This window comes from Xaviernesmea rhizosphaerae, from assembly GCF_001938945.1.
In the GTDB taxonomy this organism is placed as follows: domain Bacteria; phylum Pseudomonadota; class Alphaproteobacteria; order Rhizobiales; family Rhizobiaceae; genus Xaviernesmea; species Xaviernesmea rhizosphaerae.
In genome coordinates this window covers 237047-260944 of sequence record NZ_MKIO01000031.1, presented here as the reverse complement: position 1 = coordinate 260944, position 23898 = coordinate 237047, and the positions used below count along the sequence as shown (strand labels likewise).

Here is a 23898-nt window from a genome sequence, read left to right as displayed (position 1 = left end):
CCGTTTCCATCCGATGCAGACATCGACCCGGGCACTGCCGAGGGTGATTCGGCCCTGCCCGGGACGGGCGATGCTCCTGCTTTACAGCTTGGCTTCGTCAATCATGTGAAGGCGGGCCTGGCAAAACTGGGCAGTGTGTGCGGTGCAGTCGGCCAGACCATTGCCAGCTTCACGGCGGCGTTCGGTATCGGCGCTGACGGCGACGGCCAGCGACATGGCGAAAGCAACCATGAGCATGCTGATGATGGTGAGGCGGCGCGCGAGCATATCCATTGCTGATGTCCCGAATTGGTTCGTTTTGAACCGGTTGAAATCGATAATGACGTTTTAGCGGGACCAAACTGAACGCGTCCTGAGACATCGGTTCATCTCCCGTTCATCTTCGGCTTCAGCTGTGGAAAAGCGTGGAGCATCTTTGGGACGGCGAGCCTCCTGCATTTGACCGAGGGGGTTCCTCCACAGGTTGTGTCTGGCGCAGGCCGGAGGGCGGGGCGCGAGGCTAAGTCTTTCTTCGCATTTGCAAAAATTCCTGCCCGGCAAGGGGCGCCCCGACGCTGCGTCAATCCGCCACGCGCGACAACCGCCTCAAGATGCAGGCGCACCCCTGCTGCGCTCGGCCTGCGAGACCTCGGCGAATGATCGTCCTATGGAAAAAGCCCGAGGTTTCTGAACGAAGGCGTTCATCTTCGTGGGCGAGGTAACCCGCCAGTGACCGCGTGATCGCCCTCTTGATTCCGGGCGCAGGGCATTTCTGCCCGGCGCGCCGGCCTGTCACTGCGTCACAGCTTCGTCCAGCTCTGCGAGCGGCACAGCACCTTCATCACGCAGCCCTGCAATTTCATCGAACCGGGCCCGACGGCGGCCGAGCCGCTATAGGTCTTGTCATTGGCGGGATCGGTAATCTCGCCGGTATAGGCCGCGCCGCTGCCGGTCAGCGTGCCGATCTTCTTGCCGGCATGCTTGCCCGTTTTCAGCGTGATGCAGAAATTGCCGCCGCAGGGCGCGATTGCGGCCGTCTCGCCGCTTGCCGTCTTCCAGTTGCCGACGATCGGCTCGGCGGCGCGCGCATCTGCGGCTGTCAGGCTTGTGGCGATCAGGCCCGTGCTGATCAACAAGGCGCTGCCAAAAGCGGCCAGGCCCATCCGTGCTTTCGCGGTCATGCTGTCTCTCCTCCTCGTGCCGACGGCGATAGGCCGGCCGGCGTTCCACGCCGCGAGCGTCCTCCCGGTCGCGGCGTGAAGAGTTTACGCGCACGTAAACGTAAATCAAGATGCGCCGTGTGTCGGGCAGGCCAGGAGGCCGCCATTTTCAGCGCTTCGCCGGGATGGTTAGCGTTTGGTTGAAGCTTTGAGTTGCGCAAGGCCTTTCCCTGGTACCGATTTCCCAATGGAGACCGGACCTTGCATGCTTAACAAAATCAGCCGTTTACGAACAATTTGCGCTTTGTTTGTCGCAAATTAAGGACGCATTTTAAGCGCGCATTGAAGGGCGCCGGCTAGGGTCGGGACATCCACGGAGCAGGCCAAACCTGCCGGGCCTTGTCCGCCGAAGCCGCAGAGACGGCGAGCGGGGAAGGGGCTCATGAAGGGCCGCAAACAGGGATATTTCAGGCAATAGCGCGTTCAAACAAGGGACAGGACCATGGCACGCTTCGATCTCGATACCGTCTTCAACGCACCGGCTGGCGGCGACAACCGCGCCGAGGTCTTCTGCGAAATGGGGCTGATGTATGCCACCGGTCGCGGCTGTGACATCGATCTGGTCTCGGCGCACAAGTGGCTGAACATTGCCGCCATCAGGGGCTCCGAGCGTGCCGCGCTGCTTCGGGCCGAACTGTCCTCGTCCATGTCCAAGATGGAACTGGCCAAGGCGCTGCGCGAAGCCCGCGAATGGATGACCACGCACTGACGCAGGCGCGCCACGTGCACCGTCCGGGCAAAAGAGGTCAGCCGAGCGCGGCCAGCACCTGCGGCAGCGCCTCTTCAAGCCGCTGCATCTCGGCCTGGGGCCCGGTGCTGATGCGGATGCAGCGATTGAGCGGCGCCACACCCGGCATGCGGATGAAGACCCCGTGATCGGCCATCAGCCGATCGACGATGGCGCGGGCGAAAGCCGCATCGCGCCCGGTATCCACCGCCACGAAATTTGTGGCCGACGGCAGGGCAGCAAGGCCTGAGGCCGCGGCGATCTGCCCGATGCGGGCGCGCGCAGCCGCGATCCGCGCAAGCACATCCTGCAGATAGGCCTGATCCGCCAGCGCCGCGAGCGCGCCGGCCGTGGCCATGCGGTTCATGCCGAAATGATTGCGGATCTTGTCGAAGGCGCTCGCATTCTCCGGCGTCGATAAGACATAGCCGACCCTCGCGCCCGCCAGGCCATAGGCCTTGGAAAAGGTGCGCGTGCGCATGACATTCGGTCGCGCGATCAGCCTATCGATCTCGGGCAGCGTGCCCGCCGGCGCCGTCTCGCCATAGGCCTCGTCCAGAACCAAGAGCGTCGTCTCCGGCAGCGCCTCGGCAAAAGCCGCCACCGCCTCTGCCGGCCACCAGCTGCCCATGGGATTGTCGGGGTTGGCGAGATAGACCAGCGGCGCCGTCTCGCGCCTGACGGCGTCGAGCAGGCCGTCGAGATCCTCTCGGTCATCGCGATAGGGCACGGTGACCAGCCGCCCGCCATGGCCGGCAACATGATAGTTGAAGGTCGGGTAGGCGCCGAGCGAGGTGACGACCGCCTGCCCGGGATCGACCACCAGCCGCACGATCTGCCCGAGCAGGGCATCGATGCCCTCGCCAATGGCGATGTGCTCCGGCGCGATGCCGTAATGCAGGCCAAGCGCCTGCTTCAGCGCGAAATTTTCGGGATCATTATACTGCCAGATGCCGTCCGCCGCCGCCCGCATCGCCGAAAGCACGGAAGGGGCGGGGCCGAATCCGCTCTCATTGGCGCCGATTCGCGCCACCACCGCCCGGCCAATGCGCCGCTCCAGCGCTTCCGGCCCGACAAAGGGAACGGTGGCGGGCAGGCTATGGGCCAGCAGGGTCAGGCGCGGGAAGGCAGACATGAGGCTCGGCGACTCCGAAAGACAGTGTCCGGAGCGGTGATCCTCCGGGCGGGACTGCCTTATCGGGCATTTTGCCCGGAGGAGCAATCGGCGGCGAGCCGCGTCCTGCCGCATTTCCCAACGAGCAGGCACGCGCCGGCCTCGGCCGGCCCGGCGCTCCCGATCTCAGCCGTTGGCGGCAAACAGACGTACGGCATAGGCGCCGGCGCCGGCCGAAACCGCGGTCAGGATCGTTCCCCAGCCCATGTCGACGAAGGACATCAGCGTCGGCCAGCCCTTGAGAGTAGAGAGGTTGGTCATGTCATAGGTGCCGTAAGCGGCAAGGCCGAGCACCGCGCCATAGCCCATGGCGACAAGGATCGAGCCGGCGCGCAGGCCCGGCATGACCGCGAGAATGACCACGGCGACGGCAAAGAAAAGGTAGAACACGGCGGCTGCGACGAAGTTCGGCTGCGGCAGCATCAGTTCGCCCAGCTGGTCGCGATAGAAGGTGCGCGCGACCAGCCCGAGCCACACGGCATCGATGGCAAGGAAGGTGACGAGCGTGGCGGCGTAGGCGGTGAGGGCGGCTTTCATCGGCGGGCTCCGGGCGTGAGACCCCTTCGGGAGGCAAGAGGCATGGCCCCTTACGCGCCATGGCGAACACCGGATCGCGCGAGGCGCGCGATTCCTGCTTGGTCCAGGCCGCCGCTCAGACCGGAAGCGGGAGCCGGAAGGCTCGGCTGCGGCAGGCGGGCGACATCGCAAAGGGGCAATCCTCCCGTCACAGCGGCCGGCAACGCCAAGCGTCCCCGGCCTTCCGCCCTGTCTTCAAGCCGTGATCTTACGCCGCCTCGCTGCGCCCCCAGCGCGGGAAGGGGTCCGGGAGGCGGGCCCAGGCGGCGGGGCGGAAGTCCTGCGCGTTCTCGACAAGACAGCTGTCGAGCGCGGCGCGCAGCGCGGTTTCGTCCATGCCATGGCCGATGAACACCAGTTCCTGGCGGCGGTCGCCCCAGCTTTCGTCCCAGCGCTTCATCAGATGGCGGTGCCATTCGGGATGGTCGGGCCATTCGCGCTTGTCGATGGAGGCCCACCAGCGGCCCAGCGGCGTGGTGCGGGCGATCGAGCCGGCCAGCGAGAATTCGCCCACCCAGTCCGGCCGCGTCGCCAGCCAGAAATGACCCTTGGCGCGGATCAGCCCCGGCCAGGTCGACTGGATGAAGGCGGCAAAGCGCGTGGGATCGAAGGGCGCGCGGGCACGGTAGACGAAGCTGGAAATGCCGTATTCTTCCGTTTCCGGCACGTGATCTTTGTAGCCATAGAGCTCCTTGAACCACATGGGATGGCGCTCGGCCTTGTCCTCGTCGAACAGGCCGGTGTCGAGAATGTCCGACAGCGGCGCGCGGCCGAAATCGGTCTCGACGATGCGGCAATCGGCGTTCAGCCCGCGAATGATGGCGCGCACCTGGCCGCGCTCGACCGGCGAGACCTCGGACACCTTATTGATGACGACGACATCGGCAAATTCGATCTGCTCGACCAGGAGATCGACGATGCTGCGTTCGTCGCCTTCGCCGGCGACCTCGCCGCGATCGGCCAGAAGCTCATGCGAGCCGTAATCGTGCAGCAGGCTGACGGCATCGACCACGGTGACCATGGTGTCCAGTCGGGCGACATCCGACAGGCTCTGGCCGCTCTCGTCGCGGAAGGAGAAGGTGCCGGCGACCGGCAGCGGCTCGGAAATGCCGGAGCTCTCGATCAGGAGATAGTCGAAGCGGCCATCTTCTGCCAGGTTGCGCACCTCGGCCAGGAGATCGTCGCGCAGCGTGCAGCAGATGCAGCCATTGGACAGCTCCACCAGCTTCTCCTCCGTGCGTGACAGGCCCGCGCCGCCCTCGCGCACGAGGTCGGCATCGATATTGACCTCGCTCATGTCGTTCACGATCAGCGCGACGCGGCGGTTTTCACGGTTGTGCAGCACATGGTTCAGAAGCGAGGTCTTGCCGGCGCCGAGAAAGCCCGAGAGCACGGTGACGGGCAGGCGCCTGTCGGCGGGGGAGGATGGCATCGCAATCTCCAAAAAAACGTTATAACGTTACGTTTAGTAGAAGAGAGAGGGTTAGCCTGTCAAGCGGGGCGGTGGAAGACGTAGGTCCGGCGTTGGGGATGCGGTCGGGCACTGCGTCGCTTCGCAGCCGATCGGACGCGCGTGATCCGACGGTCTCGCTTCGTCTCACTCACGACATGCGCACAAACCACGTGATTTTGCACAGACCCGAATTGTCCTGTGCACCGGCAAGCGACGAAGGTCATTAGGGCAGCCGCGCCACGGAGGCCAGTTGCAGCATGCCGGCGCGCGCGGGGGGCTGTGGCAGAGTTTGCTGCGCTGGAACGGGTCCGTCGATGACCAGTGGCGCCGGCCGGGCGCTCACCCGCCGGTCCGCAAACGGGCGGCCGTGCAGCACCCCAGAGAAAGAGCCTGGAGCGCCGATCTCAGCCGTCAGGTCGAAGGGCGCTGTCAGCGCATCGCGCTTTTCGGATTGGCGTGCCCGCTTCAAATCCCGGTCGCGGCGCAGGGCGTGAACGCAAGACCCGCAGCCGGCATGCGCGACAGGCTGCCCGCTTATGCCGCCACGCTGCGCACAAAGGCAGTCGGCATTGCGCCCAATGGATGATGCCCCGCCCGGGCAGACACCGGGCCGGGCGCTGACGCCTGAGGAAAAGGTCCGATCAGCTCGCGCGGCGCTGGCTGCGCGCGGCGGCGGCTTCCTTCATCAGGCTGTCGCGCTGCTCGTCGTCCAGCAGCGACTTCCAGCATTCGGGCCAGATCTTGTAGTCGACCAGCAGCGTTTCCATGACGCTCTGGTTCAGGCTCTCGTCATAGAGACGGCCGTCCCACCCCTTGGCCCGCATCTTCTCGTCCACCAGCCGGTAGAAGTCGAAGGTGCTGATATAATGGATGCCGTTATTGGCAGCGGATGCCCCATACATGGTGTTTTCTCCTGTTCCGCCCGCCAAGACGCCGGGAAGCATCCCGCGCGGTCTCGTGGACAGGGGTTCTGGTTCACGCCGGATCTGCCCCCGCACTCCGGCCTTGCCTTTGGATCCTCGACCCGAAAATTGTTCTCGGCTCGACGCTCCAGCTATCGTCAGTTCATCGGATGAACCGGGAAAGCCGATGGCCGTCCGGGTCCGATGCGCCAATCTATGATGCCCAAGATGAACCTGAGCTGACTAAACCGCGCCGGCCGTTGCCGCCGGTCGCGGGCATGTGCCACGGGGCCGAGGCCCTGTGCGGTGCATCATTGCAACCGCAAAAAAGCCGCAGCACATTTCCCCTGCCGGCCAATCCTGGCCAATTTCTGGACAGCCTGCCGAAGGAAGCGCCGTCTAGCGCCTAAATTTCTGGATCGCAAGACGTCCGTGGTCAAGATCAGGCCCGTTTTTGGTTTCCAAAGGGTTAATGCCCGCCCCGCCGCCAGCCGCTTCGCGGCGCCCAATAGGTAAGTCTAAGGATACGGATTTCGGTCTCTTGCCGCAGGGATGCGAGGGCAAGGCCACGCCGTCCTTGTCGGTGCGGCGCCAGGCTTGCCGCGACGCCTTTGCCGCTCGATTCGGGTTACAAGAGATAGCGTGCGAGCAGCGTCTCGAAGGTGTGCAGCGTCAGGTCGCTCCAGTCGCCAAGTGTGCGGATCTCGGCGTAATCATTGGCTGTCACGTCGAAGTCGATCAGGTCGAGTGCCTGCGCATCATATTCGATATGCGGGGAGGAGAGCAGCCACCGCCCTTTGCCATGCCCGCCGGCGACGATCGCGGCGGGCGCATCCGGCAGGTCGGCGAAGCGGGCGACGATCTCGGCCGTGCTGCCCGGCTCGGCCTGGAAGTGGCAACCGCCCCAATAGAGCGTGCGCGACCGCTTGCCGTTCATGTCGAGCGTGATGAGGCGCGGGGCGCTGCCATTATAGCTGCCGGCCGGCGAGAAGGCATCGATCGGCCCGATGGCGCGGCCATTGAAGAGGGCGAGCGTGTCGGCGGTGCGGATTTCGTAAGGGGTGCCGCGGGCCCATTCGATCGACGTGCAGGCGTAATAGGCCCCGGCGCAGATGCCGAGATAGGCCCCGCCCCTGGCGACATAGTCGAGGATGCGCGCATGCCCCGCGCCCTGAAGCTTGGCTGCCTTGTAGCGTGCGGCGCCGCCCGGCATAACGAAGAGCGACACCTCCCCGTCCAGAGCCCCGCCGATCACCTCATGCGCATTAACCAGATGCACGCTCGCCTTGCCGAACAGGCGGCACAGCGCCGTATAGAGCGCGCCATTGGCGCTGACATTGTCCTGATAGATCAGGATGGTCACGGGTGAAGGCTCCATGGTCGACAACAAGGGGTCGCGGGCCCCCCGCCTGGCGCGTCCTACAGGCGCGCCTGCGCATAGGGTGCGTGCGGGTTTCCGGCCGCGGTTTGTCGGGCGGGCAGGGCGCCTTGCCGCGGAAAGCCCGGTCATGCTGAAGACGTGGCGGTAGCGCGACGGCGCGCTGCCGGTGGCCGCCGGGCGAGGCTCAGCCCTGCTGTTGCGGGGCGAGGAAGTCCTCGCAGAAGGTGCGGCCCTTGCTCGTCGGGCGGTCGCCGAGGATGCGCACGGCGCGGATCGTGTAGTCGGACGAGACCGTCAGCTGAACGCTGCAGCTCTGCCAGGGGCCGCGCTTGCCATTGCCGAGACTTTCGCGCCGGCCGCCGCGCCAGGTATAGAGCGTCTGGTCGCCGCTGACCGTGTCGGAGGCCGGCGGGCCGAACTGGGCGAAGAACGGCCCGGCCGACTGCCCCTTCCAGCGGGCTTCCACCGCATTGCTCCGGGCAATGGACACCGGCGCCGTGGTGGTGGTGGCGCAGCCGGCCAGCATGGCGGCGAGCGCGGAAAAGGCAATCAGACGGGCAATCATCGGGCGGTCCTTGGCAAGGGTCCGGCCACGCCGGACGGAAACGGGAACTGGTGCCGCGACCATGACCCGGCGAGCTGTTGCAGGGCTGTCGCTTGACCTGAAGGCTCTACAGCATCGCCCGAAAATTCCAACGAAATTTCGCTGTCCACAGGCCGTGACAGCCTTGTGAAATTTTTCAAAAAAGGTGCTTGCAGCGCAAAATCAGCTGTTCTATAGAGACGCCACTGGTCACGGAGTGTAGCGCAGTCTGGTAGCGCACCACGTTCGGGACGTGGGGGTCGCAAGTTCGAATCTTGCCACTCCGACCAGCTTGATTTTAAACGCTTTTTCCCGAATTTTTCGAAGCGTTTCCAACCCCAAAATCAAGCCTTCTGACAGATACTCTGACAGAAACGCCTGTCTTGAGACGCGTCGTTACCCTCGTTGCGCCGCCGGAATCGAACCGGACTGCCGAATGTCTTCGGATTGCTACCGTTACACCACGGCGCAACCGCGCTCCGGAGCCGAGAGCTATCTCGACGTCGAACCGCGAAGGCAGGGAATAGCGCCCCGCCAAAAGGCCTGCTTGCCGCTTAGGAACTAGCTGGCACCTTCACGATGCCGGGATCGGACGCGAGACAGAAGAGCCGGCAGAGACTCAGCCCCCAGAAACGCCGAGTATGTTCCAGGTGGGCTGGATCATCGAAATAAGGCCAGCTTCGAGCCCAGCGGATGTGTTGACGGGCAGACCGTTCCATTCACCCGGCTCGGGGACTGCGACCAACACCTTCACCCGCTTCCCGGACGCCAAGGCCTCCAGGATCAACGCTTTGACACGGGCATTCGTCTTTTGCCTTTCGTAGCCTCGGCGATATCCGTCGAGGCGCGCCCGCAGTCCGCGCTGCGTCAAGCCCACGTACATAACGACATCGTCCACTACGAAGGCATAGACGCCTGCATCTGCAGGTGCCTTGGCGTCGATCTGGAAGTCCTCATTCTCACCCTTCCACTCCCCGAGGAAACGGAAGCCGGCGCGCAGCAGCACCTCCCAAGAAGTGTCCGACGATCCTTCTTGGTCGTCCTCGTCCCCGACTTCGACGACGACGGGTTCGCGCTCAAGCCTTACCTCTTCCCGCGGCTTGAAGCCTTCGGTAATCCCGGCGTCGACTAGAACCTTCCTTACATGCTGGTATCGGATGCCCATAAGCGACGCGATCTCGGTTCTCAGATAGCCGGCACGAGCCAAAGCACGGATCATATCTGACTTTGTCTCCAGGCCTTGCGTTACATCTTCGAATGTCTTTCGGATCACGTTTGTCGCCCCTGATGCAGTTGTCGATTTCTAACGTCGCCAGGTTGGGACGACAAGGTAGCCTCGAAATAGTGCATATAGCCTGCAAAGACCTATTGACTACTATATAGTAGATTTGTGTCTATGGCCTCTAAGGTTCACCAAGGAGACGTCGCATGGATATCTCGATACCCTTCCCGAAAGACCTCTACGACATGATCGTCATCCGTTCCGGCGGCCGCCTCGACCCCGTGGCTCTGGCCGTCTCGCAGGTGGAGCAGTTCGTGGATCGCAATCGCCACGACCCCAATTTCTGGACTGACGAAGGTCTCGGTGCCTTCGCGGACGAGGAGCCGGAGATTGCGGCCGACTACGGCGATCCCGACAAGGGACACCTCTGGAACCCGCTCTTCCTTCGCAACGGGACCGAGTTGCGGATGCAGTATAAGGCAAAGACGGCATATGCCCGTATCGTCCATGACATGGTGACGTCAGGCGAAGGGGCCTATGGCTCCGTTTCGCAATGGGTGAAACACGTCGCCGACGGCACCTCACGGAACGCCTGGCTCGATGTCTGGGTTCGGCGGCCAGGCGAGAAGGACTTTTCACCAGCTAACAGCATGCGATAGTCAGATTGACGAACCACAACCCCGTGACGCTATATGAGGACGTCACGAGGGTTGCATCATGAAGTCAGTCATCGCTCTCACGGCGGGCGTCGCCGTTTCCCTTCTGCTAGCAACCACCGCTAGTGCGGGATGGGAATATACGGACTGGGGCATGTCGCCCGATCAGGTCGGCACGGCTTCCAAGGGCAGTGCCAAGAAACCCGCCAAGGCCGATACTTATGACAATGCGAACATACGCCATCTGCTGAGCGCACCGGCCGCGATAGGCAAGATCAAGGGAACGGCAAAATTCAACTTCTCCAAGGATTCGAAGCTCGACACCGTCAAGCTGGACTTCCCGAGAACTGGCGACTGCCAAGCTGTTCGCAAAGCCCTGACCGCCGAGCATGGAAAGCCTGAAGGCAAGGACGAGAAGACTGGCAGCAGCAACTACGTGTGGGCGAATACCAAGCAAGGGAACCGCATCGTTCTGTCGAGCTATCCGAAGGTTTGGTGTTTCGCTCAGGTCTCGGCTCCGGGATATCGGCCAAAGGAAGACAACGAAAAATCGGGATCGAAGGCCGTCGATGCGATCATGGGCGACTTCCACGCCAATCAACGCTCGGAGATCAAGGACTTCTGTGCCGGCCAGTGGCCAACGGACTTCGTGATGCAGAAGCATTGCATCGACGAGAATAACGTTGCTCGAAACAAGGCGCAGAAGTTCGACACTATGAAGTCGAAGGACAACACTGTCATCTGGGCGCAGTGTTCGATGCAGTGGAAGGACAAGGCTGATCGGACCGATTGGGTGATGATGTCACACTGCCTCGACGAGCAGTCGGCAGCGCTCAAGGCGATCAGGAACTGATGCGGCTTTACTATTTCACAAAACCCGAACACGGTCTCGAGAATATCCGCCGCCGTCGGATCAAGATCGCACGCATCAAAGACCTGAATGACCCCTATGAGTTTATACCGCTCATGGGGGATCGGGCTCTGCGTAAAGGCATGCGGGAGATGAAGCGACTTGCGGACTCCGAGTACGGGATCGTGTGCTTCACTTCGAGCTGGGAGCATCCGATGATGTGGTCGCATTATGCGGACCGGCACCGCGGGGTGTGTCTCGGGTTCGATGTCGTTAGCGCCCGTCCGATTATCCCGATCGAGTACACACCGCACCTACTCGCCGAGAAGGACTTCAAAGTCCAGCAGATCGACGACATCGACACCCTCGACTACATGCGGACCTGGTTCGTTAAGTTCGATTCCTGGGCGTATGAGGCTGAGAAGAGGATGGTGTTTCAACTCGACCAGGAAGAAGTGGAGAACGGGCTCTATTTCCACCGATTCGAACCTGCTCTACGCTTGGCGGAGGTCGTCGTCGGAGCCGAGAGCGACATCACTCGAGACCAGGTGACGGCGGCTATTGGTGACCTCCAGAATGTCGAGTTGACGAAGGCGAGGCTCGCGTTCCAGAGGTTTGCGGTCGTGAAGCAACACCAAGAATCGATGTGGAAGAAGACTGAAGACCTCGACCCCGAACACGCAATGTGACTTGACTCTCCGCCCAGATGAGAACAATTAGAGAACAAAAACCAAAAAGGTTCTCTGATGCAATATGTCGAGGTCGTCTATAGCGGCCGCGAGGTCCGCCTTGCGCCCTGTCCAGTCCCCGCCGGCTTTCCCAGCCCGGCAGGTGACGACCTTGAGGACGTCATCGATCCGGTCGCATGGATTGTCAGGCATGAGGCGGCCACGTTCTGGTGGCGGGTCAGCGGTGACAGCCTCACCGGTATCGGCATCCTCGACGGTGACCTGGTCGCCATTGACAGGACGGCCAAGAAGAGGCTCGGTCGTGTTGTCCTCGCACTGCACGATGGCCAGGTGACGCTGAAGGTTCTCGGAAAGCGACAGGACGGCCGCTTCATTCTGGAAGCCCGGTCGTTCCGAGAATACCCTCCGATCGTATGCACCGAGGCCACCGAAATCTGGGGCGTCCTCGCGGGCGTCGCCAGGAAAACCGATATCGATTGAGGTCGGCATGCCTGACCCCATCGCGCTCATCGACTGCAACAATTTCTACGTATCCTGCGAGAGGTCGTTCGACGCGCGGCTCGTCGGCAAGCCCGTGGTCGTCCTGTCAAACAATGACGGCTGCGCGGTGGCGAGGAGCGAGGAGGCCAAGCTTCTCGGGATCAAGATGGGCGAGCCGGCGCACTTCTTCAGGTCGAGGGTGAAGGACATGGGCGTTCGCGTCCTGTCGTCGAATTACTGCTTGTACGGAGACATGTCGCGGCGCGTCGTCTCGACGATCAACGACTTCAGCCCCTCGATTGAGGTCTACAGTATTGACGAGACGTTCGTCGATCTCAGCGGTTTCGGCGATCGAATGGTCGGCCATGCGACGGCCATGCGCGCTGCCGTGAGAGAGGCCACCGGCATTCCCACATGTGTGGGGATTGCGCCGACCAAGACGTTGGCGAAATTGGCGAACCATGCCGCGAAAAAGAACCCGCTGTTCTCGGGTGTCGCTGACTTCATGGATTCCGATATCGCCAAATGGTGCATGGATCGGATCGACGTCGGTGAAGTCTGGCGCGTCGGCAGCGCGACACAGGCCAAAGTCAGGGCGCTCGGCATCAATACGGTCGCCCAGCTCCGCGACATGCCGCGGGAACTAGCGAGGGAGTTAGGGACCGTTGTCCTCGAAAGGACGGTCGCCGAACTTCAGGGCGTCAGGTGTATGGAAATCGAAGACGTCGAGCCTCAGCGCAAGGGGATCGCGGTGACGAGGTCTTCGGGAACGCCGATGACCGATCTCGATACGCTGACGGCAGCGCTCACGGCGCATGCAACGCGCGCTGCGCAGAAGCTGCGCGACCATGGCCTTGTCGCTGGCCACATGTCGGTCTTCTACCATACCAACCCGCATAACGGATCGGCCAAGAGTTCCGTCTCCCGAGCGGCCACGCTGTCGCCGCCCTCTAACTCGACGTTCGCTTTGGTACGCGCCGCCCTGTCGGCCGCCGAACGGGGATATCGCGGACCCCGCACCGGGAACGGGTTCGCGTACACGAAGGCTGGGGTCATCCTCGAAGACCTTGTCGCCGAAGAGTTGGCACCCAAAGACCTGTTCGCCGAGGAGCTGGTGAAGGAAGGTCGTCTGTCGGCCGCGCTCGACGCCGTCAACGACAAGTTCGGGAAGAAGACCATGGTTATCGCGTCAGAGGGTTTTCGTCGGAAGCATGAGACCAAGTTCGATCACAGGACGCCGCGCTATACGACGAGGATCGACGAACTGCCTGTAGCGATCGCCTGATCGCCCGAATCTCGGTATATGGCTGCCGACGAAAGGCAGGCAGGCATGGCAGCGCAAAAGGGTCGGAAGCCGACACAGAAGGAATTCGAGGCGATCTTCGGCTCAAGTCAAATGGGATCGCTCGCGAGGGTCGTCTGGCCCTGGTACTACTGGTGGATGCGTTACGAGATCGCGAAGGCCAAGACGCCCAAGGACATCGCTGTCGTCAACGCTGTCCATCGCGCTCACCAGTTTTGGTGCACGTGTGGCCTCGTCCTCGGCGCACCGGTCGTCCTGGTCATCGCGTTCCTGATGATGGGACGTTAACGATCCGATCGCGATATCCGCGTCCGTTGGCTTGATGGCGAAGATCGAGCCCGGCATACATGGCTTTTAAGGTCGGAGGGTGGACATGAGAGCTGTGGTATTTTCCGATCTCCACCTGGGATTCAGCTTTCCCGATCCGGTCGACCTGCCGGACGGGACCGACGTCCTGATCGTCGCGGGCGATGTCAGTGCGCCCGTCGGCAAAAGCATGGCATGGCTGCACAAGCGGTTTCCCGGGGTGCCGACGATCTACGTCGCCGGAAATCATGACTACTACAGCCAAATCTATTCGGAGAGCATGGAAAGCGGTCGCCGCGCTGCCGAAGAGTTTCCCCACATCCATTTTCTCGAAAACGACGAGGTCGTCATCGACGGCGTCCGGTTCCTCGGCGCGACCCTGTGGACGGATTACGAACTCTACGGCGACATGAAGCGTGCGATGGACGTGGCGCATCATTCTATGAATGATTTCGTTCATATCCGCGACATGAACGCGGTCGGTCATCTACAGCCATGGAAGCCCGAGCGAACACGCTCGCTGCACCACGAGAGCCGAGCGTGGCTCCGAGGGGCATTGTGCCGGACCCACGACGGCCCGACGGTCGTGGTAACACATCACTGTCCGCATCATCTCTCCGTTGCGGACAAGTATCGCGACGATGACCTGACGCCGTCCTTCGCGTCGGACCTCGACGCGGAAATCCAGGAGTTCCAGCCAGAACTCTGGGTCCATGGTCACACGCACGTCGGCTTCGATTACGTCGTGCCGGACACCAAGACGAGGGTCGTCTGTAATCCGAGGGGCTATGTCCGAGATAATTTCGATCGCGGCAGGTCGGTTGAAAATCCGGCATTCGACATGTGCAAAATCGTTGAAATCTGACGCGTTAACGATCCGATCGCGATATCCGCGTCTGCCCGCTTGCCGGGATAGATTGAGCCCGGCATACCTCGTGTCTGAGAACGATGGAGGTTGGCATGGCGTATCCGAATAGCAACCCGGCAATGAGCGCGGCGCTCGGAAATCTCGGCGGCATGATGCTTATCGCCGGCGGCGCTGTCGGTCTCATGACGGCAATCAATGACAGTCTGGATGGCATTGCGGCAGCACGCGAAGGTCGGATGATCGACCGCTACGCAGATGCGCTGGCGGCGGCCACAGATCATGCCGACCGTATGGGCGAGATCGCTGTCGAGGCCGTTCGCTACTGCGCCGAGCTAGAGGCAAAGGTTGCGAGCCTGCAGGCGGCATGCGCGCAGCGGCAGGAGGTCATTCAGGTCCTGCGGAGCCGGATGGCATGAAGACGTCTGAGAGCAAGCCCCCGAAGGTATTGGCCACGATCTCCGACTACGAGTTCAGAGAACTGAGGGATCGGTTCGGGGATATCGTTTTCGAAACCCCCGAAATTTGCCAGCATCTGGTCGAGATCGTCCGCAAATTGCGGGTGCATTGAAGCCCTCGGTCAAAGACCGAAGGCTCTCGATTGTGTAGGCTTCAAGGCCCTGGCCTCTTCGAGCCATGCATGGTGATTTGTCCTCTCGCGGCGAACCTTGGACTTGAGTGTCGGCCTGACTGAGCCGACGGCGGGCACGCCATGGACGCGGTGGTCGCGTCCGCCCGCGAACTTGTGGAGCGCGGCGTCACCTGCGTCCCGCAGCGCCTTGCACTCGTTGTCATCCATCGAGAGGAGCGTGATCCGCACCTCATCCGGCAATGCCGAAAGGTCGATGTCGGGACGCGCATGCTCGGCGGCTTTGACGTAGCCCTTCACGGTGTCGAATGCGAACTTGTTGAGTGCGACGACATCCGCGCTCTTTTTGGTCTGAGCATAGACCCCCTCGAGATCGGCGAAGTCGGTCTTGGGCGTGAAATCCGGCAGTGTATGTCCAGGCGCGTATCGAGGCGTTCCCGCGATGCTACGCACGGCGGCGAATGGCAGGTCGATGAGCCAGTCGGCTCCTTTCCCAATAAGCTGGAAAGCCCGCGCGATGGCGGCAAGTATTCCCTTCATGTTCGTTCCCGCGGTTGTTGTCGCAGGTCGATCATTCGCCAGGGCAAAGCAAGCCACAAAAGACGATAGGGTTTGGCCGCTGCTGCTTCACCCTATCGTATGCGGCGTGACAATAAGTTGCGGATCGATCTGACCGCAACTCACGTGAAATTACTCAATACAATTCTTCAACAGCCTCGGACTGTCGTGCGGGAAGTCTAGCCATGAGCTCGGCGAGATCGATCGTCGGCGGCCGTTCGATCACGATGCGCCGCACCTTAACACAATCGGGGTTCTTCTTGAGGCTGTTTTTGTAATCAAGATAGGCCTCGTAGTGGCGCAGCGCTTGGCAAAGGTCGGACCTGGTGTTGGACCGCATCGCTTCAACAATCGGATTGGCGAGAAGTGTTGCCATTTCGATCGCTGGATCAGAAAATGTACGTCCGCCAAGGAGTTTTCTTGCTCGGCGGGCGTTCGAAACGATGTTGTTGGCTGTTTCTCGGCTACGACCACCGCCTCGCAGGAGCCACGTCCGGAAGTTTCCTTCTATGGCCGGAGCCGTGCGCCCCTTCGCCCGTGCAAGTATAACCTCGCCTATCCGCTTCGCCGCTGGCGGGGGAACTGCGTTTGCGATCATGATCATCTTCTGACGTTTATTTCTCGTAACCCACTTCCATCTGGCAGGGAAGCCCTGGATCATCGAAAGGATTTTCGGGGAGAGAACGCTAGCTTCATCCAAAGTTGCGGGGTCTCGCGCATGCGCCTGATACTTAGCTCGGAACTTCGGGGAAGGCTTTTCACCAGATGTTCGAACGATTGTTGTGTATGGTTCGTCGACCGTACGCACGGCTCGTCCGGCGCGCTGTGGGCGCGAAAAGACAAATCTGCCAGATATGAGCTTTGCGATTTCAGGCGACCATATTTCGGAGCCGGCAATGTTGCCTGCATTTCTAATAGTAAAGGTTTCTCTCAACGGCATGCTCCCACCAGCCTTTGCAGCTAAGGAACTGTTGAGGAAATTATCGCGTTCGCCAAGTCTGCCTACGACGACGAGACGTCTCCTAGCTTGAGGAACGCCCCACTGGTCGAATGAAAGCTTGTTCTCAGAAATTCCGTAACCGGCATGCTTCAAAATCGCTTTTGCTTCTGCCCACGTGTCGGAAGTTGCTGCTTGCACAACATTTTCCATAACGAGCCATTCTGGGCGGACACCCACGATTACCATTGCAAATGCGAGTGTAAGTCTCGCATTCTTTCCTTCAATTCGTTGACCAGCCGCCGAATAGTCTTGGCATGGTGGACCTCCGGCGATCAAATCGGGAGACATAGACCTTACTTTAGGCACGATTGCGAGCACGTCCGACAAGTCAAACTTCTGAACGTGATCACCCAGGTTTGCACGATAGGTGTTGACCGCGTCTTTCATCCAGTCGAATGCGCCGACAACGTTCATGCCAGACCTCGACAAGCCTAGTGACATGCCGCCCGCGCCACAGAATAGTTCAACAACCCGCATTAAAGCCCCCAGATCACTTAAATTCACGTGATGTGGTAACAGGCAAGTTGTGAGAGAAAACATAAGGATGTGGGTAAACAGAAAATCTACATCAGGTTGATCCTACGCACCTGCATCAGTTTCAGGACCAGGTCTGAGCCGGCTCGTCTCCCGTCGGAAAAGGCATCGACGCCAGCTTGAGCCTCAGGAGCTTGGTCAAAGCACGTTCTTGTGACCGGCTCAGGTTGAGCATATCGCAAGCCCGCGACCCCACTCCAGCCAGTGGATACATCTTACCCTGATGAAGATATACGATCTCAGTGCCGTCAATCGGCGTTGTCGTGTTGGCAAGCCGGAACTTGAACTGAATATGAAACTCGTCATCGCAGTAAGGCTCTAAAATACTGCCATAATAATTTTTCTCACCTGCTCATCCATTGCAAACTTCCGAAGGCGCTCGAGAGTGTGGAGGCTGGCCACGACGTTGCTTTTAATCGAGTCGAAGTCGATAAGGTGGTTGATCGCAGGGGTCTGCACATTGATGAACGCCACAGATTTCATCGGTCGAACTATCATGTCGGGTTGCAGGAGTGGTCCCAACGATTCAGCCAGCTCCTCCGGTTTCTTGGTCGTGACTGCAAGCTCGCAGCCGATGCCCTTGAACTTGTGGATCAGCTTGACGCTGTTGCCGCCATATAGGGGAGGGAAGTAAATCCAGCTTCCGTCCTTCCCGACGACGTCCGGTTTGAGTAAGCGGAGTTGCGGGAACTGAGACGAGGCGACTGCCCAGTAGTTTTGGTAGAACTCCATCATCGCGACATCTGGCGACTTCACGTATCCCTTCCTGAAATCGGCTATTGCGCTTTCGAAGACATGGCGCTTGAAGGCAAACTCGGGGCGGTCCGCTAGGAACTCGACTACAGCCTCATAGGACAGGTTAGCGTCGATATGGGAGGAATGCTCGACCGCCAATGTATCGAAGTATGACCGTGGCGACATGAGGATGACCTTAAACCACTGCCACTGGCCATTGCGGACGCCTGCCTCGCCGCGCATGCGATAGCGGGCGAACTGACGGTCCATCAATGGCGAGCGAACCTTGTTTTCGATAAGGATGCCGCATTTTCCTCCATCGCTTTCCACCACCAATTCGATATCAGTCTCGCCGAGCGAGGTTTCGGCAACGGATCGCCGGATCGCGACGGGGGTAGCATTCTCTGCTTCTCCGGTAACCTTTAGAACCAACTCCAAAAAATCGCGGGAGCTGTGGAGGAGGTCCATCGCCAGGACATCGGTGACGATCTCGTCGACGCGAGTTATGGTGTCGAATGTAAGGTAGGTTATGTGTGGCTTCATGATCTCAACACCCGTCCAGCGCCTTGATCCTTGAAATCAAGGTGCGGCCGTAAGTGTAAACGGTCTGAACGTCCGCCCGCCCACGGCATTGTCGTCCCTGGTCCGTTCTGTATTCGTACGAGACGCGCACCGTGTCCTTACCTGACAGAGATGTCCCCGTGAGCTTCAGTTTTGCAGACATCGCTCCGTAGAACGTGTGGATCGACTGCTCGTTGAACGGACCCTTGCCTCGCTTCTCCGGCACGACGAGAGAGGCGGCAGCCTCTCCATCGGCGGCGGACAAAGCTGTATAGAACGCCGTGGCGGCAAAGATCGGGTCGTAGGGGACGGATTTTTCAGTTTCCACGGCGCGAGGCGCTTTAACGGTAATGGTCTCGTATCCAATCCCGACTGATGCCGCTGTCTGTGAGGTCAGCCATTCGACGCCCTCAGGAGGAGCCGACGTGACATAGACAACGGCCTTGTCGCTAAGGCCTAGTTGATTGAGGTATGCACCGACGAGTGCGTTGGCCGCTCCTGACTCGGAGGCCCTGCCGTTGACGAGGCGATAGGCTGCGTGGAAGCCAAGTTTCGATCGTGCATCCATCAGGCGCGGTGTCCCCGCCAGCCATGTAAGGGCACATGCCGAGGCGCATAGGGCGTCGGGTGGCACGGCTGTAGCGAACCCTCGTAACCGGATCGCCTTCCCAATTTCCAGTCCTGCTTGGAGGTTTCCCCCGCCACTGTTCAATACGACCACCGCGCGATCAGTGGCGGCGGCCAGTTTGCGAAACGCGCTGTCGTCACCTTCGGTGAAAGTTCCGCTGACGGAAATCAGGTCGATTCCTCCGGAGCCGCTGTCCCGCCTGATATCGGCGGCTTTCGCGGGGAGCGATAAGAGCATGGCTGCTACGAAAATAGTGTGCCGCATCGTCGACCCTCAAACGCAGTCCGTTTGAGCATCAGCTCGATTTCGATGCAAGTCCGCGCGTGCAAATACTTGGTTAGATGGTAGTGTCGCCCGGTGGGCATAGTAGACAATGTGATGACGGGGGTAATCTTGCAGGCATCGACTTGGACAGGCAGCTGCTTGAGGAGGTGGCGATTAACGTTCGCCGGCCTTTCTACGGTTCTGGCGTTTTCTCTTTTCTTCACCGCGGCGGCGGCCGAAGCGCAGGACGCATCATCCACGTCGGTCACTGTCGCAGACACAGCAATAAGGATCGACGGAGGAATCACCTCGGATTCCGCGAACCTGTTCGCTGCGCTTATGAAGAGCCATCCCGAACTGAAAACCGTTAGCCTGAACAGTCCAGGCGGAAGAGTATTCCCGGCGCTAGAGATCGCGCGAACGATCAATGCCAGCGGCCTGATGACTTCGGTACCGTCGGGAGAAGAATGCTACTCCGCCTGCGCGTTGATATTTTTGGCGGGCAAGGAGCGAGTGGCACAGGGGAAACTTGGGGTTCATCAGGTGTCAGGGGTCAACGATCCATCGCTCACTCAGACGGCGATCGGGCGCATCTACGAAGACCTGGTGACCTTCAATGCACCGAGCTATCTCGTATCTCGCATGTTGCGAACGCCTCCGAGCGACATGTACGTCTTCTCTCCGGAGGAACTGGAGCGCAACTCCATCAACATCCGGGACGCAAGCAAAGCCATCGGGATACCCCACCTTCTCGCTGTCGAAACGTGGTTGCGCCAGAGTTGGCTCGTCGGCGTCTTCATTAACACTCACACGAACCAGCCCTTCGTAGCCTTGGAAAGCAGCAACATGGAGCCTCTGTTGCGCATCGCGCATTACCCGCATCGCTCCCAGACTTTCGTAGAGATCATGGTCCCCGAGGGGAGCATCTCGGGGAAAACAACGAAACTGGAACTTCGGTTCGCGCATGGGAAAGATCAGCCCTTCAGCATTTACGTGAACGCCGACATCGAATCCAACGCCTATGCGTTCGATTTACCTGTCGATCCTGTCGAAGCCAAGACATTCTGGGCGGCTTTCAACGCAGGGACGCAGTTGACTATTTTCAACAGCTTCGGTGCCGAGGTCGGTCGGTACAGTTTAGCTGGATCGCGCGCCGCGATCGCGGATTTCATGCGGGTCGCATCGGGTCTTCAATAATACGGTCTTATGGCGTCGAAAACGTCAGACAGAAGTAATTGGGAGGGATTGAGATATGGCAACGGATACGCTTGCGCTCCTTATCGACGGTGACAACGCATCGCCCAAGAACATCGCGGGCCTTCTTGCCGAGATCGCGAACTACGGAACCGCCAGTGTACGTCGCATTTACGGTGATTGGACGAAGCCAAATCTCGCCGGCTGGAAGGAATGCCTTCTCGAACACTCGATCCAGCCAGTTCAGCAATTCGCGTATACAACGGGTAAAAACGCTACCGACGGTGCGATGATCATTGACGCAATGGACCTGCTTTATACAGGTCGGTTCTCGGGGTTCTGCATTGTTTCCAGCGACAGCGACTTTGCCAGGCTGGCGTCCCGCATCAGGGAACAAGGCATCACGGTCTACGGGTTCGGAGAGCGGAAAACTCCGCGTCCATTTATCACGGCCTGCGATAAATTCATTTACGTGGATGTACTGGGCGGCGTGAAAGAAGCAGACCAGACGACGCTGGCCTCTCCGTCCAAGGGAAAGTCACAAGCGGAAACTGTCGTGGAAACGTTTAAGCTTGAGCCGGAGAAAGGCCAGGCGACCCAAGGGGGAGCGGCAAGCGGAAAGCTGGATCAAGCGGCACTCGTGATGTTGCGCAAGGCCGTGGAGGCGTCCGAGGAAGAGGATGGCCGCGCTAACCTCGCCCGTGTGGGCGCGCATCTCGCGAAACAGTCTGCTGACTTCGATGCGCGAAATTATGGTTACGCCAGGTTGAGCGATCTGGCTGAAGCCTCGGGCATTCTCCTGGTAGAGCGTGCCGGCGAGCAGAGCAAAGTTGTTACCGTAAAGCTCAAGAGCCTTTAATCGAGCCTATTCGCTTTTGATGCGAGCATACCGCGCAAGCTATGGAAAAGGTTCGACACACACCGGATTATGCGGCATGTGTCCTGCTGTGCTGGATGGGGGATCGAGTTGTACGTACCGTCATGGACGATTTTCGCGGGTCTCGGGGCTTTAGATCGCCGTGAGCTCTGCAACCTCATCGCCAGCTTCGAGGCAACGACCCTGCTATCGATGTCCATGGCTCGGGTTTCCGACATGGTCGCCCGTTTCCAGAAGGACGCACGGGAGACCGAGACCAAAGCCTTCGCTCGCCGCCTGGAGGAGACTGCCGACGCCTTGTTCTCGTCCACCTCGACGGATCGAGCGCTTCGCGTTCGACTGTGGACGAGAATGGCCGACGCCCTCGATATCGATACGGTTCTCCCGCTTTCCACGAGGAAGGCCAGCGCGGTCGGCGCGGGCGCGGCTTTCAAGGCGGCGGCGATCATGGCCGTCCCAATCGCGGAGGATACAGAAAGCGCAGAGCAGACCGCGTTCCAGCGAGCATTGAAGACAGTCAAGGCGATCCGAGGTCGACAGTATCAGGATTTCTCAGCTCTTGTCGCTGACCAGGCCGAGATGGTTGCCAGGGAGCTCGCCGAGGCAGCGAAGTCTGGCGAGATGTCCGAGGAACTGCAAAGCGCACTCGACGAGCGCATCCGCGATCACATCAGGAGCCTGCCGCCTGAACTTCGCGATGAGGCCATGCAGAAGGCCCTGACATCGGCGGACAAGGCGACGCTCGCTCTGCTGGCGACAGGGACGACAGCATTTTCCATCGGCGTCGGCGTGAACCTCGCGGGCTTCAGCGCCTACATCCTCGCCGCTCAGGCGTCGGCATTCATCCCGTTCATGAGCGGACCAGCAGTGGTTTCGACGTTATTCATGCTCGCGAACCCGCTGTTCAGTATTCCCGCTGTCGTGGGCATTGGCTATCTCGCTAACCGTCATGTGAACGGCGGGCAGGCCGCAAAGCTGGCGGGCGTCGTCGCCGTCCAGCTGGCCCTGCGCGGCCTGTCATCCGAGCGGGAAGGGCTGGCAGTAGTTCTCAACGATTTCAGGACAGCGACAGAGGCCGACTTCGCTTCGCTTCCGTCCGGGTTAGTGGCTGCCGCGCTATCGCGGAAACGCGAGGTGGCGAAGACAATGGGCGGCAGCATGCCGATTGCTTTCGGCGATCTCGCGGTCTCCAACTCTACGGCCGACCGACGGCGCATTTTGCTCGAAGGTGTTCTGTCCCGGAGCAAGGGTGACGCGGCGGAAATCGCTACCGTCGCCACATTGACCGCTGGCGATATCATTTACAATGCGGCCTCCATTGATCCCATGGTGGTATCGGCGGCTGACTTCTCACGTGCAGAAGATATCGGCACGATCTTCCAGTTCGGTGCTTTCGCCGATCGTGTCGGCTCGATGGCAGCGACGGCGGCGGCAGGAGCGGAGAACAATCTCAGGGGGTATGTGTCGGAGCAGCTCGTTGCGGCGCGACTGGTCGGAAGCGGTCACGTCGTTTCGTTTCCCGAGACGGCAAACAACCCGGGGTTCGACCTGCTGGTGGACGGGATGCCGTTCCAGGTTAAGTGCCTGATGAGCGTAGATGGCTTACGGAGGCACTTCGAGAAGTATCCCAACATGCCCGTCTACGCCAACTCGGAACTCGCCGATACGGTCATGGAGATTGGTGCGCCTTGGGAGAAGATGGTTTTCTATGTGGATGGATTCGACCGCGAGATCGCCGACCTGATCATGACGACCTCGGTGGAAGCCGGAGAGGCACTCGGCGACATGAACGTTCCGTATTTCGCCGTCGCGGCGTCATCGGCACGAACACTCTATCGCGTCTGGCGCGGTCGGTTGCCGATGTCCGACCTTCCGCTGTCTGTGGCAATGGATGTCTCCGTCAAGGGCGGCTTGTCCGCGATCGGAGGCATGTCGGGAAAGCTTATCGGCCTGATGGCCTTCGGACCCGCTGGAGCGCTCGTGCTTGGCGGCGTAGGAGGTGTCGGTGCGTTGGCGGGCGCTGGCTGGGCTCGTGAGCAGGCAAGCAGGCTACTATCCTCGGAATGGCTTGCCGACCTCGACGCTGCTGCCGCACGTTTCCGTACTGTGACGATTGCGGCGATCCAGTCGAAGATCGAGATGCTCGAGGGAAAGCGCGCTCAGGTCCCTGATACAGCACCGACCGTTAGAGGCTGGCTTGATGCCCGTTTTGCGGATGACATACTCTTCCTACGGGAGGTGGCATACGACCTCGAGGTCGTCCTCCCAGGCCTCCGCCAGCCCGAGCGCGCGAGGGCATATCTTTCCGCCATGGACGCCGCCAAGGTCCATCCTCTCGCCGTGGAGGCGGAGTTGCACGACCTGCTGGAGATCATGACGTCAGAGCCACCCAAGGCGAAATCTGCGGGGAAGAGAGCGGAGAAGGCGTGGACTTCTGCGAAGGCTAAACTGCCTTTCGGTTCGTGACGGCTAAATTTAGTAGGTGGTGCCGTTCCAAATTGAGCCCGTCGATGCCGTTCTGCATTGCGCCCTGAATCATTGGTAGATTTGGCTAGCCACATTGTTGGATCGCGGGAATCTCGGCACCGTCAG

At 60.5% G+C, this 23898-nt stretch carries 26 protein-coding genes and 1 tRNA gene; 14 read left to right on the top strand and 13 right to left on the bottom strand.

Annotated elements, in window-relative coordinates; translation table 11 throughout:
- Nucleotides 1-81: 81 nt before the first annotated feature.
- Nucleotides 82-273: a hypothetical protein gene (locus BJF92_RS26320; RefSeq protein ID WP_075635447.1), complete on the bottom strand. Its 192-nt coding sequence runs from the start codon at nt 271-273 to the stop codon at nt 82-84.
- 506 nt (nt 274-779) lie between these two features.
- The gene (locus BJF92_RS14490) at nt 780-1160 is read right to left on the bottom strand and encodes a DUF2147 domain-containing protein (RefSeq protein ID WP_245294762.1); all 381 of its coding nucleotides are present in this window, start codon (nt 1158-1160) and stop codon (nt 780-782) included.
- A gap of 481 nt (nt 1161-1641) precedes the next feature.
- Here BJF92_RS14490 and BJF92_RS14485 point away from each other — a divergent pair, with 481 nt between their 5' ends.
- Nucleotides 1642-1908: an SEL1-like repeat protein gene (locus tag BJF92_RS14485; protein WP_075635445.1), complete on the top strand. Its 267-nt coding sequence runs from the start codon at nt 1642-1644 to the stop codon at nt 1906-1908.
- A 37-nt stretch (nt 1909-1945) separates the two neighbouring features.
- Here the strand turns inward: BJF92_RS14485 and BJF92_RS14480 are convergent, their stop codons facing one another.
- From BJF92_RS14480 to BJF92_RS14450, 6 genes are all read right to left on the bottom strand, one after another.
- Nucleotides 1946-3061, bottom strand: coding sequence for a pyridoxal phosphate-dependent aminotransferase (locus BJF92_RS14480; RefSeq protein ID WP_075635444.1), 1116 nt, complete (start codon nt 3059-3061; stop codon nt 1946-1948).
- Nucleotides 3062-3226: 165 nt separating this feature from the next.
- Nucleotides 3227-3637, bottom strand: coding sequence for a DUF2177 family protein (locus tag BJF92_RS14475; protein ID WP_075635443.1), 411 nt, complete (start codon nt 3635-3637; stop codon nt 3227-3229).
- Nucleotides 3638-3884: 247 nt separating this feature from the next.
- Nucleotides 3885-5108, bottom strand: coding sequence for a zinc metallochaperone GTPase ZigA (gene zigA, locus BJF92_RS14465; RefSeq protein WP_075635441.1), 1224 nt, complete (start codon nt 5106-5108; stop codon nt 3885-3887).
- A gap of 662 nt (nt 5109-5770) precedes the next feature.
- A complete protein-coding gene (locus BJF92_RS14460; protein WP_075635440.1) occupies nt 5771-6031 on the bottom strand; it encodes a hypothetical protein in 261 nt (86 codons plus the stop codon).
- 628 nt (nt 6032-6659) lie between these two features.
- On the bottom strand, nt 6660-7394 hold the full coding sequence (locus tag BJF92_RS14455) for a BPL-N domain-containing protein (protein ID WP_075635439.1): 735 nt from the start codon (nt 7392-7394) through the stop codon (nt 6660-6662).
- A 202-nt stretch (nt 7395-7596) separates the two neighbouring features.
- A complete protein-coding gene (locus BJF92_RS14450; protein WP_075635438.1) occupies nt 7597-7977 on the bottom strand; it encodes a hypothetical protein in 381 nt (126 codons plus the stop codon).
- A 231-nt stretch (nt 7978-8208) separates the two neighbouring features.
- Between BJF92_RS14450 and BJF92_RS14445 the strand changes: the two genes are divergently transcribed.
- Nucleotides 8209-8285: transfer RNA gene (locus BJF92_RS14445), tRNA-Pro, on the top strand.
- Between the two features lie 329 nt (nt 8286-8614).
- Here BJF92_RS14445 and BJF92_RS14440 read toward each other — a convergent pair.
- Nucleotides 8615-9214 (bottom strand): GIY-YIG nuclease family protein, encoded by a 600-nt coding sequence (locus BJF92_RS14440; RefSeq protein WP_075635437.1) that lies wholly within the window; start codon nt 9212-9214, stop codon nt 8615-8617.
- Nucleotides 9215-9423: 209 nt separating this feature from the next.
- On the opposite strand from BJF92_RS14440, the gene BJF92_RS14435 reads away from it, so the two are divergent.
- The 9 genes from BJF92_RS14435 (at nt 9424) to BJF92_RS25590 (ending at nt 14937) form a co-directional block, all read left to right on the top strand.
- Nucleotides 9424-9876, top strand: coding sequence for a hypothetical protein (locus BJF92_RS14435; RefSeq protein ID WP_075635436.1), 453 nt, complete (start codon nt 9424-9426; stop codon nt 9874-9876).
- Between the two features lie 58 nt (nt 9877-9934).
- On the top strand, nt 9935-10726 hold the full coding sequence (locus BJF92_RS14430; RefSeq protein WP_143524034.1) for a hypothetical protein: 792 nt from the start codon (nt 9935-9937) through the stop codon (nt 10724-10726).
- Entirely contained in the window at nt 10726-11412 is a 687-nt protein-coding gene (locus BJF92_RS14425; protein ID WP_075635434.1) for a DUF2971 domain-containing protein, read from the top strand. The genes BJF92_RS14430 and BJF92_RS14425 overlap by 1 nt, the downstream gene beginning before the upstream one ends.
- Before the next feature lie 57 nt (nt 11413-11469).
- Nucleotides 11470-11892: a LexA family protein gene (locus BJF92_RS14420; protein ID WP_075635433.1), complete on the top strand. Its 423-nt coding sequence runs from the start codon at nt 11470-11472 to the stop codon at nt 11890-11892.
- 7 nt (nt 11893-11899) lie between these two features.
- On the top strand, nt 11900-13177 hold the full coding sequence (locus BJF92_RS14415; protein ID WP_075635432.1) for a Y-family DNA polymerase: 1278 nt from the start codon (nt 11900-11902) through the stop codon (nt 13175-13177).
- 18 nt (nt 13178-13195) lie between these two features.
- Nucleotides 13196-13483: a hypothetical protein gene (locus BJF92_RS14410; RefSeq protein WP_143524033.1), complete on the top strand. Its 288-nt coding sequence runs from the start codon at nt 13196-13198 to the stop codon at nt 13481-13483.
- A gap of 85 nt (nt 13484-13568) precedes the next feature.
- A complete protein-coding gene (locus BJF92_RS14405) occupies nt 13569-14366 on the top strand; it encodes a metallophosphoesterase (protein ID WP_075635430.1) in 798 nt (265 codons plus the stop codon).
- A 95-nt stretch (nt 14367-14461) separates the two neighbouring features.
- Nucleotides 14462-14785: a hypothetical protein gene (locus tag BJF92_RS14400; RefSeq protein ID WP_075635429.1), complete on the top strand. Its 324-nt coding sequence runs from the start codon at nt 14462-14464 to the stop codon at nt 14783-14785.
- A complete protein-coding gene (locus BJF92_RS25590) occupies nt 14782-14937 on the top strand; it encodes a hypothetical protein (protein ID WP_158032228.1) in 156 nt (51 codons plus the stop codon). The genes BJF92_RS14400 and BJF92_RS25590 overlap by 4 nt, the downstream gene beginning before the upstream one ends.
- Before the next feature lie 9 nt (nt 14938-14946).
- Here BJF92_RS25590 and BJF92_RS14395 read toward each other — a convergent pair whose 3' ends face one another.
- The 4 genes from BJF92_RS14395 to BJF92_RS14380 all read right to left on the bottom strand — a co-directional run bounded on the left by BJF92_RS14395 (nt 14947) and on the right by BJF92_RS14380 (nt 19235).
- Entirely contained in the window at nt 14947-15495 is a 549-nt protein-coding gene (locus BJF92_RS14395; protein ID WP_075635428.1) for a hypothetical protein, read from the bottom strand.
- A gap of 154 nt (nt 15496-15649) precedes the next feature.
- A complete protein-coding gene (locus tag BJF92_RS14390; RefSeq protein WP_075635427.1) occupies nt 15650-16990 on the bottom strand; it encodes a DNA cytosine methyltransferase in 1341 nt (446 codons plus the stop codon).
- Between the two features lie 375 nt (nt 16991-17365).
- Nucleotides 17366-18325, bottom strand: coding sequence for a PD-(D/E)XK nuclease family protein (locus BJF92_RS14385; RefSeq protein ID WP_245294761.1), 960 nt, complete (start codon nt 18323-18325; stop codon nt 17366-17368).
- Between the two features lie 4 nt (nt 18326-18329).
- Nucleotides 18330-19235: a COG3904 family protein gene (locus BJF92_RS14380; RefSeq protein WP_075635426.1), complete on the bottom strand. Its 906-nt coding sequence runs from the start codon at nt 19233-19235 to the stop codon at nt 18330-18332.
- 114 nt (nt 19236-19349) lie between these two features.
- Here BJF92_RS14380 and BJF92_RS14375 point away from each other — a divergent pair, with 114 nt between their 5' ends.
- The 3 genes from BJF92_RS14375 to BJF92_RS14365 all read left to right on the top strand — a co-directional run bounded on the left by BJF92_RS14375 (nt 19350) and on the right by BJF92_RS14365 (nt 23772).
- Nucleotides 19350-20432 carry a COG3904 family protein gene (locus tag BJF92_RS14375; protein WP_075635425.1) on the top strand — a complete coding sequence of 361 codons (1083 nt, stop codon included), beginning with the start codon at nt 19350-19352 and terminating at the stop codon, nt 20430-20432.
- Nucleotides 20433-20487: 55 nt separating this feature from the next.
- Nucleotides 20488-21288, top strand: a complete 801-nt coding sequence (locus BJF92_RS14370) for an NYN domain-containing protein (RefSeq protein WP_075635424.1) — start codon at nt 20488-20490, stop codon at nt 21286-21288.
- A gap of 234 nt (nt 21289-21522) precedes the next feature.
- Complete coding sequence (locus BJF92_RS14365) at nt 21523-23772, top strand: hypothetical protein (RefSeq protein WP_245294760.1); 2250 nt, start codon at nt 21523-21525, stop codon at nt 23770-23772.
- Nucleotides 23773-23898 lie beyond the last annotated feature (126 nt).

What these genes read in the sequence shown, in the direction of transcription:
- BJF92_RS26320 (WP_075635447.1), bottom strand. Translation starts at nt 273, where the DNA reads ATGGATATGCTCGCGCGCCGCCTCACCATCATCAGCATGCTCATGGTT.
- BJF92_RS14490 (WP_245294762.1), bottom strand. Translation starts at nt 1,160, where the DNA reads ATGACCGCGAAAGCACGGATGGGCCTGGCCGCTTTTGGCAGCGCCTTG.
- BJF92_RS14485 (WP_075635445.1), top strand. Translation starts at nt 1,642, where the DNA reads ATGGCACGCTTCGATCTCGATACCGTCTTCAACGCACCGGCTGGCGGC.
- BJF92_RS14480 (WP_075635444.1), bottom strand. Translation starts at nt 3,061, where the DNA reads ATGTCTGCCTTCCCGCGCCTGACCCTGCTGGCCCATAGCCTGCCCGCC.
- BJF92_RS14475 (WP_075635443.1), bottom strand. Translation starts at nt 3,637, where the DNA reads ATGAAAGCCGCCCTCACCGCCTACGCCGCCACGCTCGTCACCTTCCTT.
- zigA (WP_075635441.1), bottom strand. Translation starts at nt 5,108, where the DNA reads ATGCCATCCTCCCCCGCCGACAGGCGCCTGCCCGTCACCGTGCTCTCG.
- BJF92_RS14460 (WP_075635440.1), bottom strand. Translation starts at nt 6,031, where the DNA reads ATGTATGGGGCATCCGCTGCCAATAACGGCATCCATTATATCAGCACC.
- BJF92_RS14450 (WP_075635438.1), bottom strand. Translation starts at nt 7,977, where the DNA reads ATGATTGCCCGTCTGATTGCCTTTTCCGCGCTCGCCGCCATGCTGGCC.
- BJF92_RS14440 (WP_075635437.1), bottom strand. Translation starts at nt 9,214, where the DNA reads ATGATCCGTGCTTTGGCTCGTGCCGGCTATCTGAGAACCGAGATCGCG.
- BJF92_RS14435 (WP_075635436.1), top strand. Translation starts at nt 9,424, where the DNA reads ATGGATATCTCGATACCCTTCCCGAAAGACCTCTACGACATGATCGTC.
- BJF92_RS14430 (WP_143524034.1), top strand. Translation starts at nt 9,935, where the DNA reads ATGAAGTCAGTCATCGCTCTCACGGCGGGCGTCGCCGTTTCCCTTCTG.
- BJF92_RS14425 (WP_075635434.1), top strand. Translation starts at nt 10,726, where the DNA reads ATGCGGCTTTACTATTTCACAAAACCCGAACACGGTCTCGAGAATATC.
- BJF92_RS14420 (WP_075635433.1), top strand. Translation starts at nt 11,470, where the DNA reads ATGCAATATGTCGAGGTCGTCTATAGCGGCCGCGAGGTCCGCCTTGCG.
- BJF92_RS14415 (WP_075635432.1), top strand. Translation starts at nt 11,900, where the DNA reads ATGCCTGACCCCATCGCGCTCATCGACTGCAACAATTTCTACGTATCC.
- BJF92_RS14410 (WP_143524033.1), top strand. Translation starts at nt 13,196, where the DNA reads ATGGCTGCCGACGAAAGGCAGGCAGGCATGGCAGCGCAAAAGGGTCGG.
- BJF92_RS14405 (WP_075635430.1), top strand. Translation starts at nt 13,569, where the DNA reads ATGAGAGCTGTGGTATTTTCCGATCTCCACCTGGGATTCAGCTTTCCC.
- BJF92_RS14400 (WP_075635429.1), top strand. Translation starts at nt 14,462, where the DNA reads ATGGCGTATCCGAATAGCAACCCGGCAATGAGCGCGGCGCTCGGAAAT.
- BJF92_RS25590 (WP_158032228.1), top strand. Translation starts at nt 14,782, where the DNA reads ATGAAGACGTCTGAGAGCAAGCCCCCGAAGGTATTGGCCACGATCTCC.
- BJF92_RS14395 (WP_075635428.1), bottom strand. Translation starts at nt 15,495, where the DNA reads ATGAAGGGAATACTTGCCGCCATCGCGCGGGCTTTCCAGCTTATTGGG.
- BJF92_RS14390 (WP_075635427.1), bottom strand. Translation starts at nt 16,990, where the DNA reads ATGCGGGTTGTTGAACTATTCTGTGGCGCGGGCGGCATGTCACTAGGC.
- BJF92_RS14385 (WP_245294761.1), bottom strand. Translation starts at nt 18,325, where the DNA reads ATGAAGCCACACATAACCTACCTTACATTCGACACCATAACTCGCGTC.
- BJF92_RS14380 (WP_075635426.1), bottom strand. Translation starts at nt 19,235, where the DNA reads ATGCGGCACACTATTTTCGTAGCAGCCATGCTCTTATCGCTCCCCGCG.
- BJF92_RS14375 (WP_075635425.1), top strand. Translation starts at nt 19,350, where the DNA reads ATGACGGGGGTAATCTTGCAGGCATCGACTTGGACAGGCAGCTGCTTG.
- BJF92_RS14370 (WP_075635424.1), top strand. Translation starts at nt 20,488, where the DNA reads ATGGCAACGGATACGCTTGCGCTCCTTATCGACGGTGACAACGCATCG.
- BJF92_RS14365 (WP_245294760.1), top strand. Translation starts at nt 21,523, where the DNA reads ATGGTCGCCCGTTTCCAGAAGGACGCACGGGAGACCGAGACCAAAGCC.